Source organism: Rhizobium sp. P28RR-XV, from assembly GCF_012641385.1.
Lineage (GTDB): Bacteria > Pseudomonadota > Alphaproteobacteria > Rhizobiales > Rhizobiaceae > Rhizobium.
Genome location: NZ_JABAIG010000004.1, coordinates 250,426 through 276,498, shown reverse-complemented (window position 1 = coordinate 276,498; position 26,073 = coordinate 250,426). Strand labels below are relative to the sequence as shown.

26 protein-coding genes are annotated in these 26,073 nt (G+C 61.0%); 18 read left to right on the top strand and 8 right to left on the bottom strand.

Annotation, left to right across the window (positions count from 1 at the left end; translation table 11 throughout):
* The first annotated feature begins 12 nt into the window (after positions 1 to 12).
* Positions 13 to 867, top strand: a complete 855-nt coding sequence (locus tag HGP12_RS10765; RefSeq protein ID WP_168839821.1) for a glycosyltransferase family 2 protein — start codon at positions 13 to 15, stop codon at positions 865 to 867.
* Here HGP12_RS10765 and HGP12_RS10760 read toward each other — a convergent pair.
* Together HGP12_RS10760 and HGP12_RS10755 are read right to left on the bottom strand one after the other, a co-directional pair.
* On the bottom strand, positions 834 to 2,036 hold the full coding sequence (locus tag HGP12_RS10760) for a glycosyltransferase family 4 protein (protein ID WP_168839822.1): 1,203 nt from the start codon (positions 2,034 to 2,036) through the stop codon (positions 834 to 836). The genes HGP12_RS10765 and HGP12_RS10760 overlap by 34 nt on opposite strands.
* 436 nt (positions 2,037 to 2,472) lie before the next feature.
* Positions 2,473 to 2,709 carry an Lrp/AsnC ligand binding domain-containing protein gene (locus tag HGP12_RS10755; RefSeq protein WP_069614817.1) on the bottom strand — a complete coding sequence of 79 codons (237 nt, stop codon included), beginning with the start codon at positions 2,707 to 2,709 and terminating at the stop codon, positions 2,473 to 2,475.
* A 318-nt stretch (positions 2,710 to 3,027) separates the two neighbouring features.
* Between HGP12_RS10755 and HGP12_RS10750 the strand changes: the two genes are divergently transcribed.
* From HGP12_RS10750 to HGP12_RS10740, 3 genes are all read left to right on the top strand, one after another.
* Positions 3,028 to 4,311: an NAD(P)/FAD-dependent oxidoreductase gene (locus tag HGP12_RS10750; protein WP_168839823.1), complete on the top strand. Its 1,284-nt coding sequence runs from the start codon at positions 3,028 to 3,030 to the stop codon at positions 4,309 to 4,311.
* Positions 4,312 to 4,347: 36 nt separating this feature from the next.
* Positions 4,348 to 5,883: an aldehyde dehydrogenase family protein gene (locus tag HGP12_RS10745; RefSeq protein ID WP_168878748.1), complete on the top strand. Its 1,536-nt coding sequence runs from the start codon at positions 4,348 to 4,350 to the stop codon at positions 5,881 to 5,883.
* A gap of 86 nt (positions 5,884 to 5,969) precedes the next feature.
* Entirely contained in the window at positions 5,970 to 6,959 is a 990-nt protein-coding gene (locus HGP12_RS10740; RefSeq protein ID WP_168878747.1) for an Ldh family oxidoreductase, read from the top strand.
* 329 nt (positions 6,960 to 7,288) lie between these two features.
* On the opposite strand, the gene HGP12_RS10735 is transcribed toward HGP12_RS10740, so the two are convergent.
* The 4 genes from HGP12_RS10735 to HGP12_RS10720 all read right to left on the bottom strand — a co-directional run bounded on the left by HGP12_RS10735 (position 7,289) and on the right by HGP12_RS10720 (position 10,840).
* Complete coding sequence (locus tag HGP12_RS10735) at positions 7,289 to 8,614, bottom strand: glucoamylase family protein (RefSeq protein ID WP_168878746.1); 1,326 nt, start codon at positions 8,612 to 8,614, stop codon at positions 7,289 to 7,291.
* Positions 8,615 to 8,860: 246 nt separating this feature from the next.
* Entirely contained in the window at positions 8,861 to 9,424 is a 564-nt protein-coding gene (locus HGP12_RS10730; RefSeq protein ID WP_168839827.1) for a TetR/AcrR family transcriptional regulator, read from the bottom strand.
* Position 9,425: 1 nt separating this feature from the next.
* A complete protein-coding gene (locus HGP12_RS10725) occupies positions 9,426 to 9,890 on the bottom strand; it encodes a nuclear transport factor 2 family protein (protein WP_168878745.1) in 465 nt (154 codons plus the stop codon).
* Between the two features lie 86 nt (positions 9,891 to 9,976).
* Positions 9,977 to 10,840: a DMT family transporter gene (locus HGP12_RS10720; RefSeq protein WP_168839829.1), complete on the bottom strand. Its 864-nt coding sequence runs from the start codon at positions 10,838 to 10,840 to the stop codon at positions 9,977 to 9,979.
* A 109-nt stretch (positions 10,841 to 10,949) separates the two neighbouring features.
* Here HGP12_RS10720 and HGP12_RS10715 point away from each other — a divergent pair, with 109 nt between their 5' ends.
* Positions 10,950 to 12,410: a PLP-dependent aminotransferase family protein gene (locus tag HGP12_RS10715; RefSeq protein ID WP_246703316.1), complete on the top strand. Its 1,461-nt coding sequence runs from the start codon at positions 10,950 to 10,952 to the stop codon at positions 12,408 to 12,410.
* Positions 12,411 to 12,487: 77 nt separating this feature from the next.
* On the opposite strand, the gene HGP12_RS10710 is transcribed toward HGP12_RS10715, so the two are convergent.
* Entirely contained in the window at positions 12,488 to 12,916 is a 429-nt protein-coding gene (locus HGP12_RS10710) for a VOC family protein (protein WP_168839831.1), read from the bottom strand.
* 106 nt (positions 12,917 to 13,022) lie between these two features.
* On the opposite strand from HGP12_RS10710, the gene HGP12_RS10705 reads away from it, so the two are divergent.
* The 12 genes from HGP12_RS10705 to HGP12_RS10650 all read left to right on the top strand — a co-directional run bounded on the left by HGP12_RS10705 (position 13,023) and on the right by HGP12_RS10650 (position 24,175).
* On the top strand, positions 13,023 to 13,880 hold the full coding sequence (locus tag HGP12_RS10705; RefSeq protein WP_168839832.1) for a LysR substrate-binding domain-containing protein: 858 nt from the start codon (positions 13,023 to 13,025) through the stop codon (positions 13,878 to 13,880).
* Positions 13,881 to 14,052: 172 nt separating this feature from the next.
* Complete coding sequence (locus tag HGP12_RS10700) at positions 14,053 to 14,709, top strand: response regulator transcription factor (protein WP_168839833.1); 657 nt, start codon at positions 14,053 to 14,055, stop codon at positions 14,707 to 14,709.
* A complete protein-coding gene (locus HGP12_RS10695; protein WP_168839834.1) occupies positions 14,706 to 16,082 on the top strand; it encodes a sensor histidine kinase in 1,377 nt (458 codons plus the stop codon). Before HGP12_RS10700 ends, HGP12_RS10695 begins: the two co-directional genes overlap by 4 nt.
* Positions 16,083 to 16,185: 103 nt before the next feature.
* The gene (locus tag HGP12_RS10690) at positions 16,186 to 16,869 is read left to right on the top strand and encodes an MtnX-like HAD-IB family phosphatase (protein WP_168839835.1); all 684 of its coding nucleotides are present in this window, start codon (positions 16,186 to 16,188) and stop codon (positions 16,867 to 16,869) included.
* Between the two features lie 20 nt (positions 16,870 to 16,889).
* The gene (locus tag HGP12_RS10685; protein WP_168839836.1) at positions 16,890 to 18,308 is read left to right on the top strand and encodes an aspartate aminotransferase family protein; all 1,419 of its coding nucleotides are present in this window, start codon (positions 16,890 to 16,892) and stop codon (positions 18,306 to 18,308) included.
* Positions 18,309 to 18,312: 4 nt separating this feature from the next.
* Entirely contained in the window at positions 18,313 to 19,266 is a 954-nt protein-coding gene (locus HGP12_RS10680) for an arginase family protein (RefSeq protein ID WP_168878743.1), read from the top strand.
* Positions 19,263 to 19,616 (top strand): EamA family transporter, encoded by a 354-nt coding sequence (locus HGP12_RS10675; protein ID WP_168839838.1) that lies wholly within the window; start codon positions 19,263 to 19,265, stop codon positions 19,614 to 19,616. Before HGP12_RS10680 ends, HGP12_RS10675 begins: the two co-directional genes overlap by 4 nt.
* Positions 19,613 to 20,485: a fatty acid desaturase family protein gene (locus HGP12_RS10670; RefSeq protein WP_168839839.1), complete on the top strand. Its 873-nt coding sequence runs from the start codon at positions 19,613 to 19,615 to the stop codon at positions 20,483 to 20,485. The genes HGP12_RS10675 and HGP12_RS10670 overlap by 4 nt, the downstream gene beginning before the upstream one ends.
* On the top strand, positions 20,475 to 21,287 hold the full coding sequence (locus HGP12_RS10665) for an alpha/beta hydrolase (RefSeq protein WP_168839840.1): 813 nt from the start codon (positions 20,475 to 20,477) through the stop codon (positions 21,285 to 21,287). Before HGP12_RS10670 ends, HGP12_RS10665 begins: the two co-directional genes overlap by 11 nt.
* Positions 21,268 to 22,416, top strand: a complete 1,149-nt coding sequence (locus HGP12_RS10660; RefSeq protein ID WP_168839841.1) for a GNAT family N-acetyltransferase — start codon at positions 21,268 to 21,270, stop codon at positions 22,414 to 22,416. The genes HGP12_RS10665 and HGP12_RS10660 overlap by 20 nt, the downstream gene beginning before the upstream one ends.
* Positions 22,416 to 22,841: an EamA family transporter gene (locus HGP12_RS10655; RefSeq protein WP_205926411.1), complete on the top strand. Its 426-nt coding sequence runs from the start codon at positions 22,416 to 22,418 to the stop codon at positions 22,839 to 22,841. The genes HGP12_RS10660 and HGP12_RS10655 overlap by 1 nt, the downstream gene beginning before the upstream one ends.
* On the top strand, positions 22,841 to 24,175 hold the full coding sequence (locus HGP12_RS10650; RefSeq protein ID WP_168839843.1) for an SAM-dependent methyltransferase: 1,335 nt from the start codon (positions 22,841 to 22,843) through the stop codon (positions 24,173 to 24,175). The genes HGP12_RS10655 and HGP12_RS10650 overlap by 1 nt, the downstream gene beginning before the upstream one ends.
* Here the strand turns inward: HGP12_RS10650 and HGP12_RS10645 are convergent.
* Entirely contained in the window at positions 24,116 to 24,913 is a 798-nt protein-coding gene (locus HGP12_RS10645) for a MipA/OmpV family protein (RefSeq protein ID WP_246703315.1), read from the bottom strand. The two genes, HGP12_RS10650 and HGP12_RS10645, sit on opposite strands and share 60 nt — an antisense overlap.
* 410 nt (positions 24,914 to 25,323) lie before the next feature.
* Between HGP12_RS10645 and HGP12_RS10640 the strand changes: the two genes are divergently transcribed.
* On the top strand, positions 25,324 to 26,067 hold the full coding sequence (locus HGP12_RS10640; protein ID WP_168839845.1) for a phosphatase PAP2 family protein: 744 nt from the start codon (positions 25,324 to 25,326) through the stop codon (positions 26,065 to 26,067).
* The last annotated feature ends 6 nt before the right edge of the window (positions 26,068 to 26,073 follow it).

Sequence of the window (26,073 nt, the reverse complement as noted above, 5' to 3'; positions counted from 1 at the left end):
CGGAGGGTTTCATTGTTCAGCCTGATCGTCTGTACGGTCGATCGCTTTGATCAGCTCGAGCGTTTGTTCCGGTCGCTCGTCGAACAGCGTCACCGGGATTTCGAGGCCGTTGTCGTCGACCAAAATGCGGATGACCGGCTATGCGAACTCATCGACCGTTTTTCGCCTCACTTCGCCATCCGTCATATCCGTTCGCCAAAAGGGCTTTCGCGGGCACGCAACAACGGCATGGCGGTTGCCGGGGGCGACTATGTCTGCTTTCCCGATGACGATTGCTGGTACGAGGCCGAGACGCTTGCGACTGCCGAGGCGCTGTTTTCAGCCCATCCTGAGCTGGCGATCGTCACGGGGCGCACGCTCGATGCCGAAGGCCTGGCCTCGGTCAGCCCGACCGGCGAAAGGCGGCTTGCGCTGACGCGCTGGAATTATCTGAAATGCGGCAATTCCAACGGCATCTTCGTGCGCCGGGCCGCACTGGCCGATATCGGCGGTTTCGACGAGGATCTCGGCGTCGGCTCAGGATCACCGTTCCAGAGCGGCGAGGAGGCGGATTTTCTGCTGCGCGCCCTTGCCGCCGGCAGACAAGCGATGTTTTTTCCCGAGCTCATCGTCCATCACGATCAGGTCACCAGCGAATATGGCCCACGGCAGGTGGAGCGTGCACGCAAATACGGGCGCGGTTTCGGCGCGCTGATGCGCAAGCAGGCCTTTCCCTTGTATTATGTCTGTTATCGTTTGCTGCGGCCGGTCGCCGGCTGGCTGGCGGCGCTGGCGCGCTTCAACCGCGATGCAGCTCGCTACAAGCGGGCCTGGCTCATGGGCATTCTGGAAGGTTATGCCACCTGGCCGCGCTGGCGCAGGAACTGAGGCGATTTGCCTTTCGGGGTCAGGGTCTCCGCATAGACCTCCATGTAACGCTGGGCGACTTCGTCCCACGCGTAAGCACGGGCATCGCGCAGCAGCTCCTCCCGCAAGGTCAGGTCGTCGGCCTCTAGGCGTTTGAACGCTGCGGTCAGGGTATCGGCGGCTGCTTCCGGATCGGAAAAATCCGAGAGCATGAGAGCCGGATGGGTTTCTGCCATCGCCTTATAGGCTTCGTTGGCATTCAGCACCGGCAGCAGGCCAGCGCTCATGGCTTCGATCGCCACCAGGCCAAAGCCTTCATATTCGGAGGCCGACGCGAAGAGCGAGGCGCGGGCGATGATATTGCGGATCGAGCCGTCGTCGATCGAGACATGCAGCGCGACATTGTGTTCCAGGCCGCGCGCGGCGATTTCCTTTTCCAACGTCGCGCGATCGAGATCCGACTCGGCGCCGATGATATCGAGATGCCATTCAGTATCGCGGGCGGCCAGCACCTTCATGGCATCGAGCAGGTGGTCGAGCCGCTTGTTGACTGAGAAGCGGCCGATGGTGACGACGCGGCGGCGGGCTTCCAGCGCTGCGCAATTGGAAAACTTGCTGACGTCGGCGCCGTTCTCGATCAGGCGCACGCGGCTGTCGGCGATCTGGGAGAAGAGCCGCGCATCGGACTGGCTGCAGCAGATGAGAGAAGCATAGCCAAGCGCCGAAAGCCGCGTTGCCGTATTGAACCAGACCTTCTTGATGGCGGCATATTTCTGCGTGTGGAAGAAGCCGCCATGCGTGGTGGCGACCATGGGGCGCCCATGCATCAGCTTGCCCCAGGCCAGCGCGTCGAAGAAGAAATCGACCGCGTGGACATGAACGAGATCGGCATCGGCCAAATGGCGGAAGACTTTTGGAGCCAGCGGGTAGCGGCTGGAGCCGGACCAGGGAATGCGCACGATCTCGATGCCGTCGATGGTTTCGTGTTCCGCGAGTTTTCGGCCAGGATCGGAAAACAGGCTGTTGCAGGTGACGACGCGCACGCGATAGCCGCGAGAGACCAGTTGACGGCAGAGATTGGCAACAACGTCTTCCAGGCCGCCCTTGTTCGGCAGGAACTGGCGCACGACATGTACGATCAGCGGCCCGGCCTGCTTGTTTGCCTGAATATCCGCAACCGCCGATGTCATCGATCCACCCTCGACCCTATGCCGCACCACGCGTCGGCAATCAGGCGCTACAGCGCGCCTCCCGTTGATCAGTTGGCAAAGCAGATCATCGGGGCGGTTAAAAAGGGCTTAATCGCGGGTCGGCGAGCGTTATGTTTCGGACAAAAGGGTTAATGTCGGAGCGATTTGCGAGGGAGGTATGAGCTTGTCAGGGGAGTGTGGTTGACGCCGGGCGGTTTTGTCCGGCCGTCACTCTCGTGCCTGGCCCCTCACCCCAACCCTCTCCCCGCATTGCGGGGAGAGGGGACTGGTCCGGTGTTTGTTGCGCGCTTTTTGTCCCGCTCACAAGACTCAATAGACTCCCTCTCCCCGTCAAAAACGGGGAGAGGGTTGGGGTGAGGGGCAATCCCAGGAACTTGGCCTTAGCGATGATGTATCGACCCGAGATCCGGATATCTTAAAACGCGCGGAAGGTCAGCGTCGTCAGCGAGCGGATGATGCCGGGGATGTTGGCGATGTGGTCGTTGATGAACTTGCCGATATCCTGCTCTTCGGCGATGTAGACCTTCATCAGCAGGTCGTAGTCGCCGCTGGTGGAATACAGCTCCGAAACCAGCTCCGTCTGGTAGATGGCGTCGGCGACCTCGTAGGTCTTGCCGGGGGCGCATTGGAGCTGAACGAAAATGGGCTTCATGAGAGTGTCCTGCTTTTATCCGCGGCCGCGATGGCGGCGTACTTTGTCTGCGGCCACGATGGCGACCGGCGTTTCCTCTATAATGGTCGAAAGCGCCGTCGCCATGCAAGTTTTTCTCCAGAGCGGATGATTTTAGGTCTGTTCGACCTAGAATCTGAATCCGCTCTGGAACCAAAGAAGTGGAGCATGATGTCGTCCGAAAACCGATCACACTTTTCGGCATCATGCTCTGTCCACCGGATGTCGTTCTTGCCGCTTCCGCAATTTAGAGCATAGCGCTAGATTGGCACGATTATCTCTGTCGATTGGACCGATTTCATGCTGAATGACCCGCGCTCCCATGGTCTTTGGGAAAAGACCGCTCCCCCGCCGCCGGCAACGAAGCCGCTTTCCGGCGCGGCATCAGCCGATGTCGTGGTGGTCGGCGGCGGCTATACCGGTCTTTCGACGGCGCTGCATCTGGCCGAGGCCGGCACCAGTGTCGTGCTGCTCGAAGCCAATGAAATCGGCTTTGGCGGCGCGGGACGCAATGTCGGCCTGATCAATGCCGGCATGTGGGTGATGCCGGACGATCTGCCGGGCGAACTCGGTGCCGTCCATGGCGAGCGGCTTCTCGAACTGCTCGGCAATGGACCGAAGCTGGTCATGGAGTTGATCGAAAAGCATGGCATTGCCTGCGAACTCGAGCGCAACGGCACGCTGCATTGCGCCGTTGGCCCCGAGGGGCTGAAGGAAATCGAGGAGCGCGCCCGGCAATGGAGCAAGCGCGGCGCGCCGGTCACGGTGCTCGACGCGCGGGAGACGGAACGCAGGGTCGGCAGCTCGGCTTATGCCGGCGCGCTGCTCGACATGCGCGCCGGCACGCTGCAGCCGCTTGCCTATGCGCGCGGACTTGCCCATGCCGTGGTGAAAGTCGGCGTTGTCGTTCATACCGGCAGCCGCGTGACGTCGACGGAAAGAAACGGTGCGAAATGGGTTGTTACGACCGATGGCGGCAAGGTCAGCGCCGACTGGATCGTCGTTGCGACCGATGCCTATAGTACAGGTCCTTGGGAGGCGGTGCGAAACGAACAGGTGCATCTGCCCTATTTCAATTTTGCCACCATCCCGCTCGGCGACAACCTCAAGAATTCCGTGCTGCCCGGGCGCGAGGGCGCTTGGGACACCAAGGAGGTGCTCTCGTCCTTCCGCATGGATCAGGCTGGCCGGCTCGTCTTCGGCAGTGTCGGTGCGTTGCGCAACACTGGTCTTGCCATTCACAAAAACTGGGCGCGGCGGTCGATCAGGAAGCTTTTTCCACAGCTTGGCGATATTCCGTTCGAATGCGAATGGTATGGCAAGATCGGCATGACAGACAATGCGCTGCCGCGCTTCCACAAGCTCGAGCAGAACGTCGTCGGCTTCTCGGGCTATAATGGTCGTGGCATCGCGCCGGGCACCGTGTTCGGTAAGGTGCTTGCCGGCCATATCTTGGGGCAGATTTCCGAGGCCGACCTGCCGCTGCCGGTGACCGACATCGTCGAGCCGAGTTTCAGGGCAGCGAAGGAAATGTGGTACGAGGCCGGCGCCCAGGCCGCGCATTTCGTTGGCGCTAGAGTCTGAAAACATCGAACCAGCATTACGGGAAGAGGAAACAGGATGACCGCGACATCAGATCTTGCTGCCGAAACCAAGGCAATACTGACGGAGCTTGGCGTATCGGCCGATCGCTATACCGGCGGAACGCTCGTGGTCAGGTCCCCGGTGACAGGCGCCGAAATCGGGCGGCTGAAGGAGCATTCGGCCGAAGAGGCGAAGGGGGCGATCGCGGCGGCGCACGAGGCGTTTCTCGCATGGCGCAGCGTGCCGGCGCCGAAGCGCGGCGAATTGATCCGCCTGCTCGGCGAGGAGCTGCGCGCCGGCAAGGCCGGCCTTGGCCGCCTCGTGTCCATTGAAGTGGGCAAGATTACGTCCGAAGGTCTCGGCGAAGTGCAGGAGATGATCGATATCTGCGATTTCGCAGTCGGCCTTTCCCGCCAGCTTTACGGCCTGACCATCGCCACCGAGCGCTCCGAACATCGAATGATGGAAAGCTGGCACCCGCTGGGGGCGATCGGCATCATTTCGGCCTTCAATTTCCCCGTTGCCGTGTGGTCGTGGAATGCGGCGCTCGCCATCGTCTGCGGCAATTCCACCATCTGGAAGCCGTCGGAAAAGACGCCGCTGACGGCGCTCGCCGTACAGGCTCTGTTCGAAAAGGCGCTGAAGCGCTATGTCGCCGAGGGTGGCGAAGCACCGGCCAATCTCTCGACGCTGTTGATCGGCGGCCGCGATCTCGGCGAGTTGCTGGTCGATCATCCACAGGTGCCGCTGGTCTCGGCGACCGGCTCGACGGCCATGGGCCGCGCCGTCGGTCCGCGCCTCGCTGGTCGTTTCGCCCGTGCCATCCTCGAGCTCGGCGGCAACAATGCGGCGATCGTCTGCCCGACGGCCGATCTCGACCTCACCTTGCGCGGAGTCGCCTTTTCCGCGATGGGCACGGCCGGCCAGCGCTGCACGACGCTGCGCCGTCTCTTCGTTCACGACAGCGTCTACGACCAGCTCGTTCCCCGTCTGCAGAATGCCTATGGTTCTGTGACGATCGGCAATCCGCTTGAGGCGGGAACCCTTGTCGGGCCGCTGATCGACCGGCAGGCTTTCGAGCGCATGCAGGCAGCGCTTGCCGCGGCGAAGTCGGCCGGCGGCACGATCACCGGTGGCGAGCGAGTCGAAAACGGCTCCGCCGACGCTTTTTACGTTCGCCCGGCGCTCGTCGAAATGCCCGCGCAGACCGGTCCGGTCGAGCAGGAAACCTTTGCGCCGATCCTCTATGTCATGAAGTACAGCGATTTCGACAGGGCGCTTGCGCTGCATAATGCCGTGCCGCAGGGCCTGTCGTCCTCGATCTTCACCAACGACATGCGGGAAGCCGAGACGTTCGTCTCCGCGCGCGGTTCGGATTGCGGCATTGCCAACGTCAATCTCGGTCCCTCCGGCGCCGAGATCGGCGGCGCTTTCGGTGGCGAGAAGGAAACGGGCGGCGGCCGCGAATCCGGTTCCGATGCCTGGAAGGCCTATATGCGTCGGGCGACCAACACGATCAACTACGGACGCACGCTGCCATTGGCCCAGGGTGTCAAGTTCGACGTGGCGTAAAACACCAGAGCCTTGCTGCATTGCGATGGGAGGGATGAAGGCGTAGAAAGCCTTTATCCTCTACGTATGTTTCAAGGTTCCGCCTCATGCACCTGTCGCTCGCCGAAGCCGAAACGCTGGTCGTGGAGGCGTTGCGGCGAAGCAAGGTGAGCGCTGAGAATGCCCGCTCGGTCGCGGTGGCGCTTGTCGCGGCGGAGGCTGCCGGGCAAAGCGGCCACGGTCTGCGCCGCGTGCCCGCATACGCCGGACAGGCCAAGGCCGGCAAGACCGACGGTTTCGCCACGCCGCGGATGAGCCGGCCTTTTCCGGCCGTGCTGCGCATCGATGCCGGCAATGGTTATGCCTATCCCGCCCTCGACCTTGCTGTTGCCGAGATTCCGGGTGTCGCCCGCGAGCAGGGAATTGCGCTTGTTGCCATCAGCCGCTCGCATCATGCCGGCGTCATGGGCCTGACCGTGGAACGTTTCGCCGATCAGGGACTGGTGGCACTGATGGTCGCCAATGCGCCGGCGGCGATGGCGCCCTGGGGCGGCAAGACGCCGATCTTCGGCACCAATCCAATCGCCTTTGCCGCGCCGCTTCCGGATGACGAGCCGATCGTGATCGATCTGGCGCTTTCGAAAGTGGCGCGCGGCAAGGTGATGGCCGCGCGGCAGCAGGGCGCCTTGATACCCGCCGACTGGGCTTTCGACCGCGAGGGAAAGCCAACCACCAATGCCGAAGAGGCTCTCGCCGGCACGATGATCCCGGCCGGCGATTCGAAAGGCGCGGCGCTCGCCCTCATGGTCGAAATACTGGCGGCGGGCCTGACCGGTGCCAACTACGCCTTCGAATCCTCTTCGCTCTTCGACGACAAGGGCGCGCCGCCGGCGCTCGGTCATACGATCATCGCCATCAATCCCGCCGCGACCAGTGCGACGGATACGGCGCAGCGGCTGGCTTTGCTGGCGGGGGAAATCACCCGCGATCCCAATGTCCGCCTGCCGGGCCGGCGTGGCCAGAGTGCACGGCGCCTTGCGCTAACGGAGGGCATCTCCGTCGAGGATGAGGTGATTGCGGCGATAGAGAAGGTTTGAGGTGCTGAAGATTGTCGGGGGAGTGTGTTTTCGCCGCGTCCTTGTGCACGGCTCCTCACCCCAGCCCTCTCCCCGCAAGCGGGTAGAGAGGGCGCAGAGCAATGCATTGCCGTAGAAAATCCAGGATAGTTGCTCGGTTCGATTATTCCTTTGTCCCGCAAGCAGAGACGGGGAATGATCGTGCAAAACAAGACGCTGTGGGGGTGAGAGGCTAGTTGGTCCGCTCGGTCGTCCCCTCGCCCCGCTTGCGGGGAGAGGGCTAGGGTGAGGGACAAGGCAGGCAGTCGCTACGTTGACGATGACGCCTGACGGTCACTCACGATATGAAATCAAGCGATGGCCGGCGTTGTCTTCTTCTCGTCCAGCCAGCCGCCGGTGAAGCCGGCGCGTTCCAGGCCGTTGCGGAGAATCGGAGATCGACGCATCAGGTCCCAGATCATGCCCGTGCGGGCGTTTTCGATCATCATGACCAGTAGCCCCTGATCGATGGCGACCGAGCGGTCATCCACCCAGCCTTCCGGACCGGATCCCTTGATGCTCGGATTGAAGCCGCCGGGGAAACGGCCGTCGAGCAGCAGGTTGGGATAGGTTGACAGCAGCGCCCTCGTGCCGTCGAGCGCAGCCTGGCGGTCGAAAGCCAGGCAGGACAGTGGTCCCCAGGGGGCGATGGTGCCGTCATCGGGGCCGAGCGGAGCGCCGCGGGCTGCATAGCCGAAGACCTTCGGGGCATAGCGAAGGCTATGTTTGGTGCCTGTGGGGTTCGGGCCATCACAGGCGGAAAGACCCCAGATATCCTTCGTATAGCCGGTGAAATGGCCGGGATTGCGTTCCGTGTAGTCGCGCTGCACGGCAATTGCGGTCTGCGTGTTGCGGAAGTAGTCGGTGTCCTTATCGGTCACATGCTTGTCGCGGATGCCGCGGAAATCGATCCAGGCATGCGAGAAAAGGTGGATGAACAGCGGCCCCGCATAGAGAAAGGGCGTGTCCTTGAACATCATCCAGGTATAGGTCGAGGCGAAGGCATCGTAGCTCGATGACGGGACCGCGTGCGTGGGCGAGGCGAGCGCCAGCACATAGAGGAAGATCGCCTCGTCATAGCCCTGATAGCGCCAGCGCAGGAAGCCGCTCGCCGGCTTCCAGCCCATGCTCATGGTTTGGCCCTTGTTCAAAGCCCAATGCCAGTCGCACCGTTCGTAGAGGAATTTTGCCTGCTTGCGGATATCGCGCTCGGCCTGGCTGGCGCCATTGAAATAGGCGGCAGCCGTCAGGACGCCGAGCAACAACAGACCGGTATCGATGGTCGAAAGCTCGCTGTTCCAGGCGCGCTTGCCGGTCGCCATATAAAGAAAATGGTAGTAGAAGCCGCGATGGCCGGTGGCGCCGCGCTCGTCGCCCTGCTGGCTGTCGGCGAAGAAATCGAGTGCGGCGAGCACTCGTTTGGCGGCATCGGCACGGCTGATCCATCCACGCTCGACGGCGACAGGGTAGCTCGACAGCGCAAAGCCGACTGCGGCAATGCTGCAATGGCTCGTCTTGATGGACGTGTCCGCCACCAGTCCGTTTTCCGGATTGGTGTAAAGCATGAAATACTCGAACGCCGACCGTTGCAGTTGATCGATCAGCGCGTCATCGATGTCGTGTACCTGTTGCAGCATCTTCTATCCGTCTCCTCGGCGCTCCCGTTCCCTGCTGAGCACAGGAGCCTGGATAGTTGCAAATCAAACATGGTTAACAATGCCGTGCATTTATGGAGGATTGTTTAAGATCAGGGCATTATCATGCCTGCGTGCCCATTCCCGCCACCAGAAATACCGGTTTCGGCGGCTTTCCGTCGTCGGAGCGAGCGCATCATCCGTCCGGACTGTCGAGCGACTGCCAGTGATTCGCACCGGCCAAAGAGGCTAATCGAGCGCAGTTTCAAGCCTTTGCTTCAACCGCGCAAGGGATCTGCCGAAAATCGTCTCATCGCCAAGTGCCCTGGCAAGCGTCAATGCGCCCTGAATGCCGATGACGGCTTCTTCCGCAAGCGCTCTTGCCTTCGTGCCCGACAGCCCCGCCTTGAGCAAAGCGCCAGCGAGCGCCTCGATCCAGCGATGGAAATAGCCGCGGATGGCGGCGGAGAAGCGATCGCGCGTTTCATCCAGCGCGAAGGCGCCGATCAGGCAGACGCGGCGGCCGGAGCGGAAATAGCTATCCGTCGTCTCCCACATGCGGGCGATTGCCGCGCGCGGTTTCTCCCCCTCGAGCGGCTCGAACATTTCCGTCACGAACCAGGCGTCGATATGGGCCATGATCTCGGCCGCCATCTGCTCCTTGCCGCCAGGAAAGAAGTGATAGAGGCTGCCCTTGGACAGTTTCGTGCGGGCGGTGATCTTGCTCATCGACGCACCCTCGTAGCCGAGTTCGCGGAAGACCTCGGCGACAAGGGCTATGGCGTCGGGCTTTTCGAAGACGGTGCGCACCATCTCAAAGGCCGAGTTCGGAGAGGCCTGGATGATCGTCGGGCCGGCGGCCGAGCGGCCAATGGAATTTCCGGTCCTCTTGCCTGATCGGCATGTCGTTGATGGAGGCGAAACGGCGCTGCATCAGGCCGTCGGCATCGAACTCCCAGTTCTCGTTGCCGTAGGAGCGGAACCAGTGGCCACTGTCGTCGTGCCATTCATAGGCAAAGCGCACCGCAATGCGATTGCCGTCGAAGGCCCAGAGTTCCTTGATCAGCCGATAATCCAGTTCCCTTGCCCATTTGCGCGTCAGGAATTCGACGATCTCCTTGCGGCCGCGCGGGAATTCGGCGCGGTTCCGCCATTGGCTGTCTTCCGTGTAGACCTTGGAAACACGCTCCGGATCGCGGCTGTTCCAGCCGTCCTCGGCCAAGCGGACCTTGGCGATGGCGGTTTCGCGGGTGAAAGGTGGGACGAGAGGGGTCGGCATGATAAACTCCTTCTAAACCGATGGGTTTTTAATAGACCGATCAGTTTAGGAGGTCAAGCGGCAAGGCCCTTGCTCGGCTCGATGGCTCAGTGCGCGAATTTCCTGGCGCCGGCGACGCAGCCGACGACAGCGATCGTGACGGCGAGCATCGACCAGCTGACGCTTTCCTTGAGCAGTGCTGCCGCAAGCGCGAAGCCGAAGAAGGGCTGCAGGAATTGCAGCTGGCCGACGGCTGCGATGCCGCCCTGCGCCAGGCCGCGATACCAGAAGACGAAGCCGATCAGCATGCTGAAGAGCGAGACATAGGTGAGGCCGAGCCAGGCCGGGCGGCCGATGCCGTCAATACTGTGCGGCATGGTCATGACGCAGAGCGCGACCGTGACTGGCAGGGACAGGACCAGTGCCCAGCAGATGACCTGCCAGCCGCCGAGCCGGCGCGAGAGCACCGCGCCTTCGGCATAGCCGAGGCCGCAGACGAGAACGGCTGCAAGCATCAGGAGATCGCCGACCGGCGAGGCCGATACGCCCTGTGCCAAGGCATAGCCACTGACGAGCGCGCTGCCGAGGGCGGAGAATATCCAGAAGGCCGGCCGTGGCCGCTCGCCGCCGCGCAGCACGCCGAAGATGGCCGTTGCCAGCGGCAGCAGGCCGATGAAGACGATCGAATGGGCAGAGGTGACGTGCTTGAGCGCCAGCGCCGTCAGCAGCGGAAAGCCGACCACGCAGCCAAGCGCGACGATGGCGAGCGCGGTGATATCGCCGCGGGCCGGGCGCTTCTCGCGAAAGGCAAGCAGAAGGCAGAGACCCAGCAGACCGGCGATCACGGCGCGCGCGACGGTCAGGAACAGCGGATCGAAATCCATGACGGCCACCCGCGTCGCCGGCAGGGAGCCGCTGAAAATCACTACTCCGGTCAAACCGTAGATCCATCCCGTCGTCGTTTTATCCATCGTGCATGCTCCTTCTTGATGCTCGCAGATATCGGTGCATTTGTCTGGTCAAGCCAGATACGGTACAGTACAATTTGCGCAAACTGTTATGGTTGAAGGTGCAGTACGGATGAGCGATCTCTCGACGGCCGGCATTGGCGGGAGTACGCGGATCGAAGGGGTGATGGCGGCGATTTCCGACCGCATTGCCAGTCGCAGCCTGGCGCCGGGTGCGCGGCTTCCTTCGGTGCGCAGCTTCGCCAAGACGATGCAGGTCTCGGTTTCCACCGTGGTCGAGGCCTATGAGCGGCTTGCCGCCGAGGGCACGATCCGTTCGCGCCCGGGATCCGGCTTTTATGTCTGCGGGCAGTTGCCGCCGTTGTCGCTCACCGAAACCGGAGCAACGTCGGATCGCAATGTCGATCCGCTATGGATCTCGCGGCAATCGCTGGAGGTCGGTGATGATGCTTTGAAGCCAGGCTGCGGCTGGCTTCCGCCGTCCTGGCTGCCGCAGGCGGCCCTGCGCCGCGCGATGCGGACATTGGCGCGGGGCGATATCGGCGTGCTCGCCAATTACGGGACGCCGCTCGGCCTGCCGCCGCTGCGGCAGCTTCTTGCCAGGCGTCTCGGCGAGCATGGCATCAATGCGCCTCCGGACCAGATCATGTTGACGGAGTCCGGTACGCAGGCGATCGACCTCCTCTGCCGCTTTCTGCTTGAACGCGGCGATACCGTGCTGGTGGACGACCCCTGCTATTTCAATTTCCATGCGCTGCTGCGGGCTCATCGCGCCAATGTCGTCTCCGTGCCCTTCACGCCCACGGGGCCGGATATCGAGCTGTTCGGTCAGGCCCTCGAACGACATAAGCCTCGGCTCTACATCACCAATTCGGCTATTCATAACCCGACCGGTGCCGCGCTTTCGCCGGTGACAGCGCATCGGCTATTGAAGCTGGCGGATGCTTTCGGGCTGATCATCATCGAGGACGATATCTTCGCCGATTTCGAGGCTGTGCCGGTGCCGCGTCTCGCAGCCTATGACGGGCTCGACCGGGTGATCCATATCGGCAGTTTTTCGAAGACGCTCTCTGCCTCCGTGCGCTGCGGCTTTATCGCCACCAAGCCGGACTGGATCGACGGTCTCGTCGATCTCAAGGTCGCAAGCAGTTTCAGCTGCGGGCAATTGTCGGCGGAGCTCGTTTACCTTGCATTGAAGGACGGCAGCTATCGCAAGCATGTCGAAGCGCTGCGTGTCCGGCTTGCAAAGACCATGGCCGAGGTGGCAGCCCGTCTTGAGGCCATTGGCATCGTTCCCTGGCTCAAGCCCCAGGCGGGCATGTTTCTCTGGTGCCGATTACCGGAGGGGCTGGATGCGGCCGATGTCGCCCGCGCCTGCCTTGCCGAAGGCATCATTCTCGCGCCCGGCAATGCCTTCAGCGTTTCCGACACAGCGGGTCGCTTCATGCGCTTCAATGTCGCCCAATCGACGGATGCACGCATCTTTGCCGTGCTGCAGGCGGCCATGGGCAAGTTGAGGATGCGTGATCAGGCAGCCGACGCCATCAGTTTCGACCGCGGTTTAGGCAATTAATGGAGAATATGAGCATCGCGCCCTGTCGGCGGCCGCTTATCGTCGCCGGATGATGCTCCTATCCTCAGCGCTCGGCGCTATTTTGCAAACAGGCTGTTGATGTCGGCAAAGGCCTTCATCTCGATGGCATTGCCGCTGGGATCCTTGAAGAACATGGTCGCCTGTTCTCCGGGCTCGCCGCGGAAGCGGATATAGGGCTTGATGACGAAATCAATGTTGGCCTTCGTCAGCTTCTCGGCCGCTGCTTCCCATTCCTCCATCGATAGAACCACGCCGAAATGGCGGACGGGGACACCATGGCCATCGACGGCATTTGCGGCCACTTCCCCGGTTTCGCTCGGCGCCAGATGGGCAACGATCTGATGGCCATAGAAGTTGAAATCGATCCAGTCGGGCGAGCTCCGGCCCTCGGGGCAGCCAAGAAGGCCGCCGTAGAAGGTTCGGGCCGCGGCAAGATCGTTGACGGGGAATGCAAGATGAAACGGGTGAAGGGGTGCTGCGCTCATGATCGTCTCCCTGAAGTGCGAACTCGATGCAGTCATGAATAAGGTACATTTTTTCCTATGAAAAACTGTATATCGTTAGGCTGAGGCATAGGAAAAATTATGAATCATGATTCCGGAACTTAAAACCCTGGTTGCGGTCGCTCGCTTTGGGACATTTGCCGCCGCGGGAGAGCGGATCGGACTCACCCAGGCAGCGGTCAGCGGCCAGATGAAACGGCTCGAAGAAAGGCTCGGCATGACGCTGTTCGAGCGGACAGGCCGTTCCGCGATGTTAAACGCCGCCGGCTTGAGAACGCTCGAACGCGCCAAGACCATTATCGCGATGTTCGACCATCTCGCTGATCCCGCCGATGACGCATCCGGCGGCCAGCTGCATATTGGCGCCATCGCCTCGGTTCAGTCGGCGATCCTTGCGCGTGCGCTCGTGCCGTTTCGGCAGCGGTTTCCGAACACCCGCGTTCGTATCGTTCCCGGCGTTTCCCTTCACTTGCTCGATTTGATCGATGCGGGCGAGCTCGATCTGGCGGTCCTTATCGAGCCTCCTTTTGGTTTGCCGAAGAACCTCGAATGGCAGCCGCTGCTGCGCGAGCCCTATGGACTGGCGGTTCCCGAATGGCTGGAGGGCGACGATTGGCGGACATTGTTGAAAGAGCAATCCTTCATCCGTTATGACCGCGGCTCCTTTGGAGGGCGGCAGGTTGACCGGTTTCTGCGGGCACATTCGATCGATCCCAACGAGGCGATCGAGATCGACGACATCGCCGGGATATCGGCTCTGGTCGCATGCGGGCTTGGGGTGGCGCTCCTGCCGATCGTCGATGGCAGCCCGCCTTCCGCCACGCCGGTGCGCATGGTGTCGCTCGCCGGGGAAACCTTCTATCGCGAGATCGGCATATTGCAGTCGCCCGATCGAAATCCAGCCAAAATGCACCTCGCCGAATGCCTGATCGATGCGCAGCCTTGACGTTGCCGGCCAGGCGGTTTCGCCCTTCCGGCTTGGCAGTGCGATATCCGACGGGCCGGCGGGCTTTTCCCGCGGCTCTTGCCAGGTGGAAATGATCCGTCATAGCTTTGCCACATGGCCGCTTCAATTGCGGCTCACATCGGCTATGAAATTCGGTTAAGTGAGGTTGGTCGTGCGGGTTCTGCTTGTTGAAGATGACAATATCCTCGGATCATCGCTCAAGAAGGCCTTGGAAAAGCACGCCTATGGCGTCGACTGGATGCGCGACGGCGAATCCGGCCTGGAGGCGGCGGAGAATTCGCATTTCGCGGCGATCGTCCTCGATATCAATCTGCCACAGCTGAGCGGCATGGAAGTGTTGCGGCGCATCCGTCAGCGGGGGAATTCCGTGCCCGTGCTGCTGCTGACGGCGATGGATTCCGTGCGCCAGAAGGTCGAGGGCCTCGACGAGGGCGCCGACGATTACCTCGTGAAGCCCTTCGATCTGGATGAGCTGCTGGCGCGCCTGCGCGCGCTCATCCGCCGCCGCGACGGACGGACCGAAAGCGTCATCCGCTGCGGCGATGTCGAGGTCGATCCATCGGCCATGGTCGCCCGCAAGGGCAGTGCCCAGGTGCACACGACGGCCAAGGAATTCCATCTGCTGAAGCTTCTGATGGAGCGCAGCGGCCGCTACGTGACGAAGAACGATATCGAATATGCGCTCTATGACGCCGAAAACACCGTCGAGAGCAACACGATCGAAGTGACGATCTACAATCTGCGCAAGAAGCTCGGCACCGATTTCATCAAGTCGATCCGCGGCGTCGGCTACATGATCGAGCGATGAACAATTCCACGCTTACCCGCAAGCTTTTTCTGCGCATCGCGCCTGTTGTCGTGGTGACGATCGTCGTCATCGCCGCCTTCGCCTTCAACAGCGCGACGCGGGAGATCAACAATATCTACGACGCCCAGTTGATCGACGATGCGAACGTGATCTGGAGCCTGCTGCGACACCCTCTGGAAAAGACGCCGGACCGTACGGCCAAGCAGATCGACGACATCGATTTCAACATGGACAACCAGCTGGCCTTCAACGAGGATGCCGACGATTATGCCGATGCCCACATGTTTCGGGCCTGGGTCGACGGTAATATCCGTTTCTACAGCAGCACGGCCTTCCTGTCCGACGTCCCGCAGCAGAAGGTGGGCTTCACGACCCTGACCTATGGCGGGGACGAGTGGCGCGTCTATTCGCTGCCGATCCCGAACACCACCATCGTGATCGAGCTTGGCGAGAAGATCGCGCTTCGCGAAACGCTCGTCTCCAACATACTCCTTAATCTCTTCTTTCCGCTGCTGATGCTGGTGCCCGTCATCGCCTTTCTCATCTGGCTCGGCATCAACAGCGGCCTGCGCACGATCCATGGGCTGGTGCGGCAGATTCGCACGCGATCGCCGGACGATCTCTCGGCCATTCCGGTGGACGCGCTGCCACGCGATCTCCTGCCGCTCGGCCGGTCGATCAACCAGCTATTGGAAAAGCTCGGTCAGTCTCTGACGCTGGAGCGCCGCTTCTCCGATCTTGCCGCGCATCAATTGCGTACGCCCCAGGCAAGCGTGAAGCTTCTGCTGCGCATGCTCGAAAACAGCGACAGCGACCATGAGCGGCAAGCGATCATTTCCGATCTCGTCGCCAGCAACAACCGCGCCATTCACCTGATCGAACAGTTGCTGCGGCTTGCCAGGGTCAGCCATCACCCTCTCAATCTGACGTCCGTGACGCTTTACCATTGGGTCGCGTCGCTGATCGCCGAATTCGGCAACATTATCACCGATCGCGAGCTCGACGTGGTGCTGGAAGGGGACGAAAAGATCCAGGTCAGGACCGATGAATCGCTGATGCGCATGATGGTGACGAATCTGCTTGATAATGCCATCAAATACACGCCGGTCGGCGGCGAGATCAGAGTTTCGATTTCATCGGAGGAGAGCTTCGGCCGCATCTCGATCAGCGACAGCGGACCCGGCATTCCGCCGCATGAGAGGGAGGCTGTTTTCCAGCGCTTCTATCGCCTCAACACCCTTCATACCGAAGGGGCGGGACTCGGCCTTGCCATCGTCGCGGATACGGCCGATCGCCTCGCGGCCGCGGTGGAGCTTTCCACGCCGCGTTGGGGCAATGGCCTTCAGGTCGATCTAAGATTGCCATTGAGCTAAAAACCAACACAACCCCGTTTTTCATTTTCGCATCATTTTCCCCTCATGCACGGCTCATCTGAGGTTGTTAGACGCAACTTGGGATAAGGCGAAAGGGTAGTTCATGCGGGTGTTTTGCGATTTTGATGGAACCATATCCATCGAAGACGCGACGGATATGGTGTTGTCCCGTTTCGCCGGTTCCGAATGGGAAGACATAGAACGGCTGTGGAAGCAGGGGCTGATCGGCTCCGGCGAATGCATGCGTCGGCAGATCGCTCTCATTGAAGCCGCCAGACCCGAACTCGACCGGTTTCTCGACACGCTGTCGATCGATCCGGGTTTCGAAGGCTTCCTGTCCTTTTGCCGCCGCAGCGACCTGCCTGTCACCATCGTCAGCGATGGCGTCGATTACTTCATCCGCCGCATTCTGGCGCGTCATGGCATAGACGGCCTGCCTATCGTCGCCAATGTGCTCACCTGCAGCGTCTCTCAGGGCCGCGAGTCCTATTCGCTGTTTCCGCCATTTACGGCAACCGGCTGCGTGTCCGGTGCCGGCGTCTGCAAATGCCGCGTTGTCGATAGCAATGACCTGCAGGTCTATATCGGCGACGGGCGCAGCGACTTCTGCGTTTCCGACAAGGTCGACCTCGTTTTCGCCAAGGCCAAGCTTGTCGATTACTGCGAGGAAAACGGCATTCCCTATGTCGGTTTCGACGATTTTTCCGACCTGCTTCCGAAGATGGAAGCCGTTCTCCCGAGCGTCGAGCGACGCTCCCGTGCACTGCCGCAGTTCAAGACGGCGTGAAACAGACCGAGAGGCATTGAATGAAAACGAATGTAGCCGAAGCCTTCACCGGCGAGACCGAGTCCGTCCGCTCGGAAGAAGAATTGCGCGCCCTCGAGGAAGCCTATTGCTCCCACGGCGACACGGTTCACTACACGGACAAGCCCAAGTTCTTCGAGGAATGCGAAGGTTCCTACGTCTACGATCGGACCGGCACGCCATTCCTCGATCTTCAGATGTGGTACTCCGCCGTCAATTTCGGCTATCGCAACGAGCGCCTGAACGAGGCCGCGCATCGCCAGCTCGACCGTCTCCCGCAGGTCGCCTCGCAGTATCTGCATCGTGAAAAGGTGGAGCTTGCCGCGATGATCGCCCAGGACGCCGAGCGCAAGTTCGGCCACAAGGGCCGCGTCCACTTCAACGTCGGCGGCTCGCAGGCGGTCGAGGATTCGCTGAAGCTCGTGCGCAATTACACCGGCGGCAAGAGCCTGATGTTCGCCTTCGAAGGCGGCTACCACGGCCGTACGCTCGGCGCTTCCGCGATCACGTCGAGCTATCGCTATCGCCGCCGCTACGGCCATTTCGGCGACCGGGCGCAGTTCGTCGAGTTTCCCTATTACTTCCGCGGCCCGAAGGGCATGTCGAAGGAAGAATACGGGCACTATTGCGTCCAGAAGTTCGCCCGCCTGTTCGAGAGCGAATATAACGGCGTCTGGGATCCGAAGGCCGGCAAGTCCGAATATGCCGCCTTCTACATCGAGCCGATCCAGGGTACCGGCGGCTACGTCATCCCGCCGATGAACTTCTTCGTCGAGCTGAAGAAGGTGCTTGATGATCACGGCATCCTGCTCATCGTCGATGAAATCCAGATGGGCGTCTACCGTACCGGCAAGCTCTGGTCGATCGAGCATTTCGGCGTTTCGCCCGATGCGCTGATCTTCGGCAAGGCGATCACCAACGGCCTCAATCCGCTTTCCGGCGTCTGGGCCCGCGAAGAGATGATCAATCCGGAGATTTTCCCGCCCGGCTCCACGCATTCGACCTTCGCCAGCAACCCAATGGGGACTGCCGTCGCGCTCGAAGCGATGAAGATGCTGGAAGAGCAGGATTTCGGTGCTGCGATCATGGAGAAGGGCGCGCATTTCCTCGACGGACTGAAGCAGCTGCAGAAGCGCCATGCCATCGTCGGCGAAGTCGACGGTCTCGGCCTGGCGCTGCGCATGGAGATCTGCAAGGACGACAGCTATACGCCCGACAAGGCGACGATGGACTGGATGTGCGACGAAGGCATGAAGGGCGACATGCAGGTCGGCTCCAAGACCTACGGTCTCGTGCTCGACGTCGGCGGCTATCACAAGAACGTCATCACCTTTGCGCCCAACCTGCTCATCACCCGCGAGGAGATCGATCTGGCGCTTGCCCTGCTCGACCAGCTCCTGACGCGCGCTGCCCGGAGATAAGACCGTGCAGCTCCTGCTTCTCCATCTCGACGATGCATTGGAGTTGCAGCCAGACTTCGTGCGTGCCTGCAAATTTGCGGGCGCGCATCAGTATTTCGGCAAGGATGCCGGGCAGCTGGTCCGGCTATGGGGCAAGCAGAGCGCCCTTGATAACCTCAGCCGGGAGATCGTCAGGAATGGGCCGGCGATGGGCAAGGCCCCGCAGCTGTGCTTCATGGGCTCCGGCGATTTCCATCACATCACGGCACTGCTGCTTGAAAGCGCGCTGGAACGGCAGCCCGGTCCGGCGACGCTGATCCATTTCGACAATCATCCGGATTGGGTGAAATTCGACGGCGGCATGCATTGCGGCTCCTGGGTCAACAGGGCGCTTGCCAATCGCAATATCCAGAAGGTCATCACGATCGGGGTCTGCAGCAGCGATCTTCGCAGCCCGGAGCGCAAGGGAGCGAACCTGCACTGGCTCGGTGAAGGCAAGCTGGAACTCTACCCTTACGAACATCCGCCGAGCCGCGTGCTGGCTGATTACGGCAACGGCGCCAGCTATCAGCAGGAAAAGGGCGCGCTGCACTGGAAATCGATCGCCGAGATCGGCGAGGAAAATTTCATCGACCGCATGCTCAGCCGCATTCGCACCGAGGCCGTCTATGTCACCATCGACAAGGATGTGCTGGCGGTCGACGATGCCGTGACCAATTGGGATCAGGGCCGCATGCGGCTGCCCTATCTGCTGGCTCTGCTCAGCGAAATCGGCAGCCGCTACCGTATCATCGGCGCCGATGTCATCGGGGATTATTCGACCCCGAGCTATGCTGGCAGCCTGCGGACCCAGTTCATGAAGCGCGCGGAGATCTTCATCGATCAGCCGCGCATGCGTCAGGGCGCGGAAACGACGAGGAACATCAACAGCGCCGCCAATCACGCGCTGCTGGAAGTTCTGGCGGAGTATATGGAATGACCGGCAGCCTGACACTTCCCATGCTTGGGCTCATCCTGTTCTGCGTACTCGCGGAGACCGCCCGCGAGGTCTGCTTCAAGCAATCGGCCAGCGAGGGCGCTCTGCTTTCGACGCTGGCCAAGCCGATCACCTGGCTCGGCATTCTGTTCTGGGCTGTGGAGCTTTTCGCGTGGACGGCCGTTCTGGAGCGCGTCCCCCTGACCATCGCCTTCCCGCTGATGGCGCTGAGCTATGTCGTCATCGTGCTCGCCGGCGCCGTCATCTTCAAGGAAAACATCAACCTGCGCCATGCGACCGGCGTGTTTCTCGTGACCGCCGGCGTGGCTTGTGTGGGAGTTACAGGATTATGAAAATCTTCGCGCACACCCGATGGGATCTCGCGCCGGTTCTGGCGGCCGTCGCTCATCTCGCCTTCGACGTCTATCTGATCGTCGGCTTCGAAAGCCGGCCGCTTTGGCTCTCGGCCGTTCTCGGCTGCCTTTATGCCGTTTCGATCTCCTGGAACATCAATAGCATATCGCACAATTTCATCCATACGCCCTACTTCAAGCCGCGCTGGATGAATTATGCATTCAGTCTGCTGGAGTCGGTCGCGATCGGCTTCTCGCAGACCTATTATCATTGGGTGCATATGCGCCATCATTCGGGCAACAGCGACCGGCCGGATGAAAAAGGCGATACCATCGATCTGCTGTCGATCTATCGCCACGGACGTGATGGTCAACCCGAAAACGTCTGGTCCTACACGTTCCTGAGCTTCTTCCGCGACAGCCTGGGCGATATTCACAAGGCGATTGCCCGCAATCGTCCGTTCGATGCGGCCTGGGGGCGGTTCGAACTCTACTTCTTCCTCGGTCTTGCGGCGCTCGCGCTGCTTTACGACTGGAAGGCGGTGCTGTTCTTCGTGCCGTTCTATTATATCGGCAACTGCCTATCGTCGCTGAACGGGTATTACGAGCATCTGAACGGCGATCCCGACGAGCCGATCGCCTGGGGCGTTTCCAGCCACAAGTCCTTCTACAACTGGCTCTGGTTCGGCAACGGCTATCATGCCGAACATCATTACCGGCCGCGCACGCACTGGACGAAGCTGCAGGCGCTGCACGAACAGATCAAGGACGAGCAGGAGAAGAACGGTACGCATGTGATCAGCACCTGCCATGCGCTTGGCTTCATGGCCAAGGAAAACCGGCAGTCGGAGCTCACTCATGAAGCATGACGAATTGAGCTTCTTCATGGAGGGCTCAAACGGCAAAGGCGTTCTTCTGATCCATGGCCTGACAGGGGCGCCCGCCGAAATGAAGCTGGTTGCCCGCCACCTCAACCGCAGGGGCTACAGCATCTATGCGCCGCTGCTGGCCGGTCATGGTGTCGATGCGAAGACGTTGCGCGGGACACGCTGGGAGGATTGGCTCGGTTCGGTCGTCGAGGCGTCGGCGCTGCTGGCATCGAGAACGCAGGAAGTCTTTGCGGCCGGCATCTGCGTCGGCGGCAAGCTGGCGATGCTGGCTGCCGAGCAGAAGAGGGCGATCAACGCCGTGGCGATCTATTCTCCTTGCTTCAGCTATGACGGCTGGGATGTTCCCTTCTACTATCCGCTGCTGGCATCGCAGATCGGATGGCTGTCGCGCATTCCCTTCCTCGACCGTCTGAGCTTCAGCGAGACGACGTCGCTGGGGATCAAGGACGAGCGGATGCGCCGGCTTGTCGAGGGTATGGCGGGCGAGGGCATTCTGGAAAAATTCCCCGGCAAGGGTCTGGTCGAGATGCATCGGCTGGGCCACACCCTTCGCGGCATGCTGCCGAAAATGCAGACGCCGACGCTGATCCTCCATGCGGAGGAGGACGATCTCGCCAGTCCGAAACATGCCCGTTACATTTCCGAGCATATCGGCGCTCCGCACGAACTGAAGTGGATCACGGACAGCTATCACATGATCCATGTCGACCGTCAGCATCGCCAGGTCGCCGATTTCACGGCAGATTTCTTTGAGGCGCGCCATGTCGCAGCCGCTGCTTAAAGTGATGCCGCAGCTGGTCGGCAAGCCGGTGGCCGAGGTTCATGTCAGCATCCGCGCCATCGGCCGCGATACATGGAATGCCTGCTTCCAGGGCCAGGTCGAGGATTATGATTGCCTGCTCGCCATCGAAGAGGCCGGCCTCGAAGGCTTTGAATGGCGCTATATCACCATCGTCGAAGATGGGCGGGTCAGCGCCGCCATGCCGGCTTTTCTCTGCCTCTATGCGCTCGATACGACGCTGGAGGAGGGATTTCTGCGGAGATCCGTGCGCAAGGTCCAGCGCTATTTTCCGAAGTTCCTGAAGCTGCGCCTTGCCTGCCTCGGATCGCCCTGCACGGAGACGGGAGCGATCGGCTTCCATCCCGATGTCGAAGGCGAGCGCCGTGGTGCTTTGCTGGCGGAGATGCTGTCCTTTTTCGAGCAGGTCGCCGCAACGGAGCATTGCGGGCTGATCGGTCTCAAGGACATTCCCGAACCGGTATCTGCCGAATTCGGGGCGCTGTTTGCCGCCCGTGGCTATGCGTCGATCAGCGGCCTTCCGACGGCCTGGCTCGACATCGATTTCAAGACGATCGACGAATATCTCGCCAGGCTTTCCTCCGGCACCCGCAAGGACATGCGCCGCAAGATGAAGTCCTTCGAACAGGTGAGGGTGGAGATCCGCACCGATTTCGGCGAGTTCCTGCCAGAGGTCATGGCGCTTTATCACGACACGCGCAATCGCAGCGAATGGCAGTTCGAAGAACTGACGCCGGACTATTTCCAGGGTATTCTCAGCGGCATGGGCGGCCGCTCGTTCTGCGCCTTCTATTTCGTCGAAGACAGACTGTTGGCCGCCAATCTCATCGTCCACGATAAGCGCGCGGCGATCGACAAGTTCTTCTGCATGGATGGAGAGAAGGGCCGGCCCTACAATCTCTATTTCCTGAGCTGGTTCACCAATCTGCGCTATTGCCTAGACAATGGCTTGAGCCGTTACCAGAGTGGTCAAGCCTATTATGAGAACAAGGTGCGTCTCGGCAGCAAGCTGACCGCCAATGCGATGTATTTCCGCCATCGCAATCCCTTCCTCCAGGGATTGCTGCGGCTGGTGTCGCCGATGTTCTCGACAGACGAGGCGGACGCGTGATGCCGATGCGCTTTTCCTGGCTTGTGGTGCCGGTGCTGAACACCCTCTTTCAATTCTTCATCAAGCATGGGGCGGAGCAACTGGCCGACGGCAGCATTGATGGCTGGCTCTGGCAGGCGCTCTCGTCCTACTGGATTCTGGCAGCCATCGCCGTCGAGATCGCCTGTTTCTTCATCTGGATGAACGTGCTTGCGGAGCTCGACCTCAGCCGCGCCTTTCCGCTTTCCGGCGTCAGCTACGTGCTGATCATCGCGACGGGCTGGTTCGTTTTCGGCGAGCGGATCGTCGCCCTGCAGGTGATCGGCAGCGGCTTGATCCTCCTGGGGGTCTGGCTGATTGCAGGCGCCGATGCGGCGCCGGAGGAGCAAGACGACTGGCAGGCCAAACAGGGTGGCCTGCACAGCGGTGCCGGTAAGGATCGATAATGTCCAATTCTCACGCTGAAAATCGCCCCAGGGGCAATGCTGTTTTCTCCGGCCTGGTGGACTGGTGCGTGAAGCGCGCACTGTCTTCGATCGTCACGCGGGGCGCTCTGACCGTGACGACGGCGAGCGGCCGGGTGCTGACATTCGGTGATGGCACCGGCGAGCCGGTCCACGTCCGCTTTGCCGATGACCGCGCGCAATGGGCGTTGCTCATCGATGCCGATATGCGGCTTGGTGAACTCTATATGGATGAGCGCTTCATCGTCGAGCGGGGCACGCTCTACGATTTCGTGGCGATGATGCTGCGCGAGGCACAGAACAGCAGCCACCCGCTGATCGCCCGCCTCATCGATCATGCCCGAACGAAGCTGCGGATTTTCCGCCACCGCAATCTGCCGGGACGTTCCAAGGCCAATGTCGCCCATCACTACGATCTCGACGGGCGGCTCTATGAACTCTTCCTCGATCCGGACCGGCAATATTCCTGCGCCTATTTCGAACATGCCGGCCAATCGCTCGATGACGCGCAGATTGCCAAGAAACGCCATCTCGCCGCCAAGCTCCTGATCGAGCCGAACAACAGCATCCTCGACATCGGCTGCGGCTGGGGTGGCCTAGCGCTGCATATGGCCGAGCACGCGCCGGGCGGTTACGTGCTTGGCGTCACCCTCTCCGAGGAACAGCACGACTATGCTTCGAAGCGCCTGGCCGGCAAGATCGGGGGAACGCCGGCAGAGGTTCAGTTCGCGCTGAGGGACTATCGCAGCCTCACCGGACTTTTCGACAGGATCGTCTCCGTCGGCATGTTCGAGCATGTCGGGCTGGCATCCTATCGCACCTTCTTCCGCAAATGCGCTGAATTGCTCGAGGATGACGGCATCATGGTGCTGCATACCATCGGCTGTTCGGCGACGCCCGGCTTCACGACACCGTGGCTCGACAAATATATCTTCCCCGGCGGTTATATTCCGGCACTTTCCGAAATCGTGCCCGAGATCGAGGCGGCGGGGCTTGCCATCACCGATGTCGAAGTGCTCAGGCTGCATTACGCAATAACGCTGGAGAACTGGCGGGAGCGCTTCATGGCGCGCTGGGACGATGCCGCCAAGCTCTATGACGAGCGCTTCTGCCGAATGTGGGAATATTATCTTTCGACGGCGGAAGCCGCCTTCCGCTATGAGGATCTCGTCGTCTTCCAGATCCAGATGACCAAGCGAAACAACATCATTCCGCTGACGCGCAACTACATAGCCGAGAATGAAGCGCGCGGCGCCTCAGAAGTTGACGTTGAAGCTTCGGTTCAGCGTAAAGCCGATGATGTTCTGATTGGGTGAGCCGAACCGCGAGGTGATCGGACTATCGGCTGCGTCGCCGACCAGGCGATTATACTTCTCATAGACCTGCACGTTCCATTCGGGCGAGATGGTGTAGGTCGCCGCCACCGTGAAGCCGACGGATTTCACGCCGGCCCCAGCGTTGAAGGCGTTGACATGGCCATGTCTCGCAGCCTCGCTCGGCGAGATACCAAAGTTGGCGTGCATATAGACGTCGTTTGCCATCGACAGCCGAGGTCCGGCCGACAGGAGCCATTTGTCGCCGACCGGCTGAAACCAGTCGAGTGCGAAATCGCCGACCAGGCCATCTCCGCCCCAAAGCGACTGGCGCAGTTCCGTGCGAAACCGCAGCTTGTTTTCCATCAGCCAATATTGGGCGAAGCCGCCGGCATCGAAATTCCAACGCACTTTTCGCTGGCTCTGCAGGTGCAGGTCGTTGAGGTCGAAGCGGTCATCGCGCAGGCCCACCACGGGACCGATTTCGAGGCCGCCGAGATCGAAGAGCTGATAGTCGAAATTATCATCCGGGGCGCTGTATTCCTGGGCTTCCCCGAGGCGGTGGAAATCGAAGGACGGCAGGGCACTGAAGGAATAGCGCTTCGATCCCTCATAATTGGGACCGTATTCCACCGTCGCCCCAAGGGTGACGACCCATGTATCGGATGAGGATTTCGCGGCGTCTTCCGCCTTGGACGATGCAGGAAATGCCGCGGCTACGGACGCGGCCAGCAGCCCCATTCCGGCCAGCATCGACAAGCGAGCGGAGAAAGATGTCCCAACACTTAACACTCTGACCACACCTGATCTCTGATCGCCCTCACGCACTACTAACACAGCTCAAGCTTCCGAAAACAGCAGAAAATTAACGAGCAAATATTACGCTCAGCTTGCGGCCCGAGGGTTTTTGCACCGCTTGTGCAGGCGTGGGTGCTGCGCTCCTTCGGCCCGCTGCCACGTGAGCGAGAAATACGTGCTGGGATAGATGAAAAACATTTCATGAACCTGAAGCGCTTGCCGCGCCAACGCCCGACGTTCGTTTTCACCAAGCTTGGAAGCGACAAATTTTATTCCTAGATAGGCTTTGTCCCATTTTGGACTTTGACCCGTGAAAGAGGCGATGTGAAAGCACGACAGGCAGGTTTCAGCGCATGAAGAATCGGCCATTTGACACGTCGGGCATACCTGGGTGGCTGAACCGCTACGAGCCTTTTCTGCTCTTAATGTTCGCTGCTCTTTCGGGCGGAATTCTTCTGTTCATCTATCTGACGGACGAGGTTCTCGAAGGAAGCACGAGGGGGTTCGACGAGGCGATACTGCTGGCGCTTCGCCAGCCCGGCAACCTTTCCGTGCCGATCGGGCCGGGATGGCTCACCCATGCCGTCAGGGACATTACCAGCCTCGGTGGTACGACCGTGCTGGCGCTGATGACGGTTTTGGTGACGATCTATCTGCTGCTGGACCGCCAGCGGGCGATTGCCATCTTCATCCTCGCTTCGGTGCTGGGCGGATGGGCGCTGAGCAGGGCCTTGAAGATCGATGTCGCGCGGTCTCGGCCCGATATCGTGCCGCATCTGGTCGAGGTTCACGACCTGAGCTTTCCAAGCGGCCATGCGATGGTGTCGGCGGTGACCTATCTGACCCTTGCCGCCTTGATCTCAAGCACGCGCACCAATCGGTCGACGCGCACCTTCACCGTCGCGGCCGGCATCCTGCTGACATTGATGATCGGCGCGAGCCGGGTCTATCTCGGCGTGCATTATCCGACCGATGTTCTCGGCGGCTGGTGCGCCGGCGCTACCTGGGCGCTCGGCTGCTGGATCATCGCCCGCCGCTCCATATCGCCCTCACGAAACGGTGAGGGCACGCGAAGCGATGCGCCGCCGCCGGAATGAGGGAAG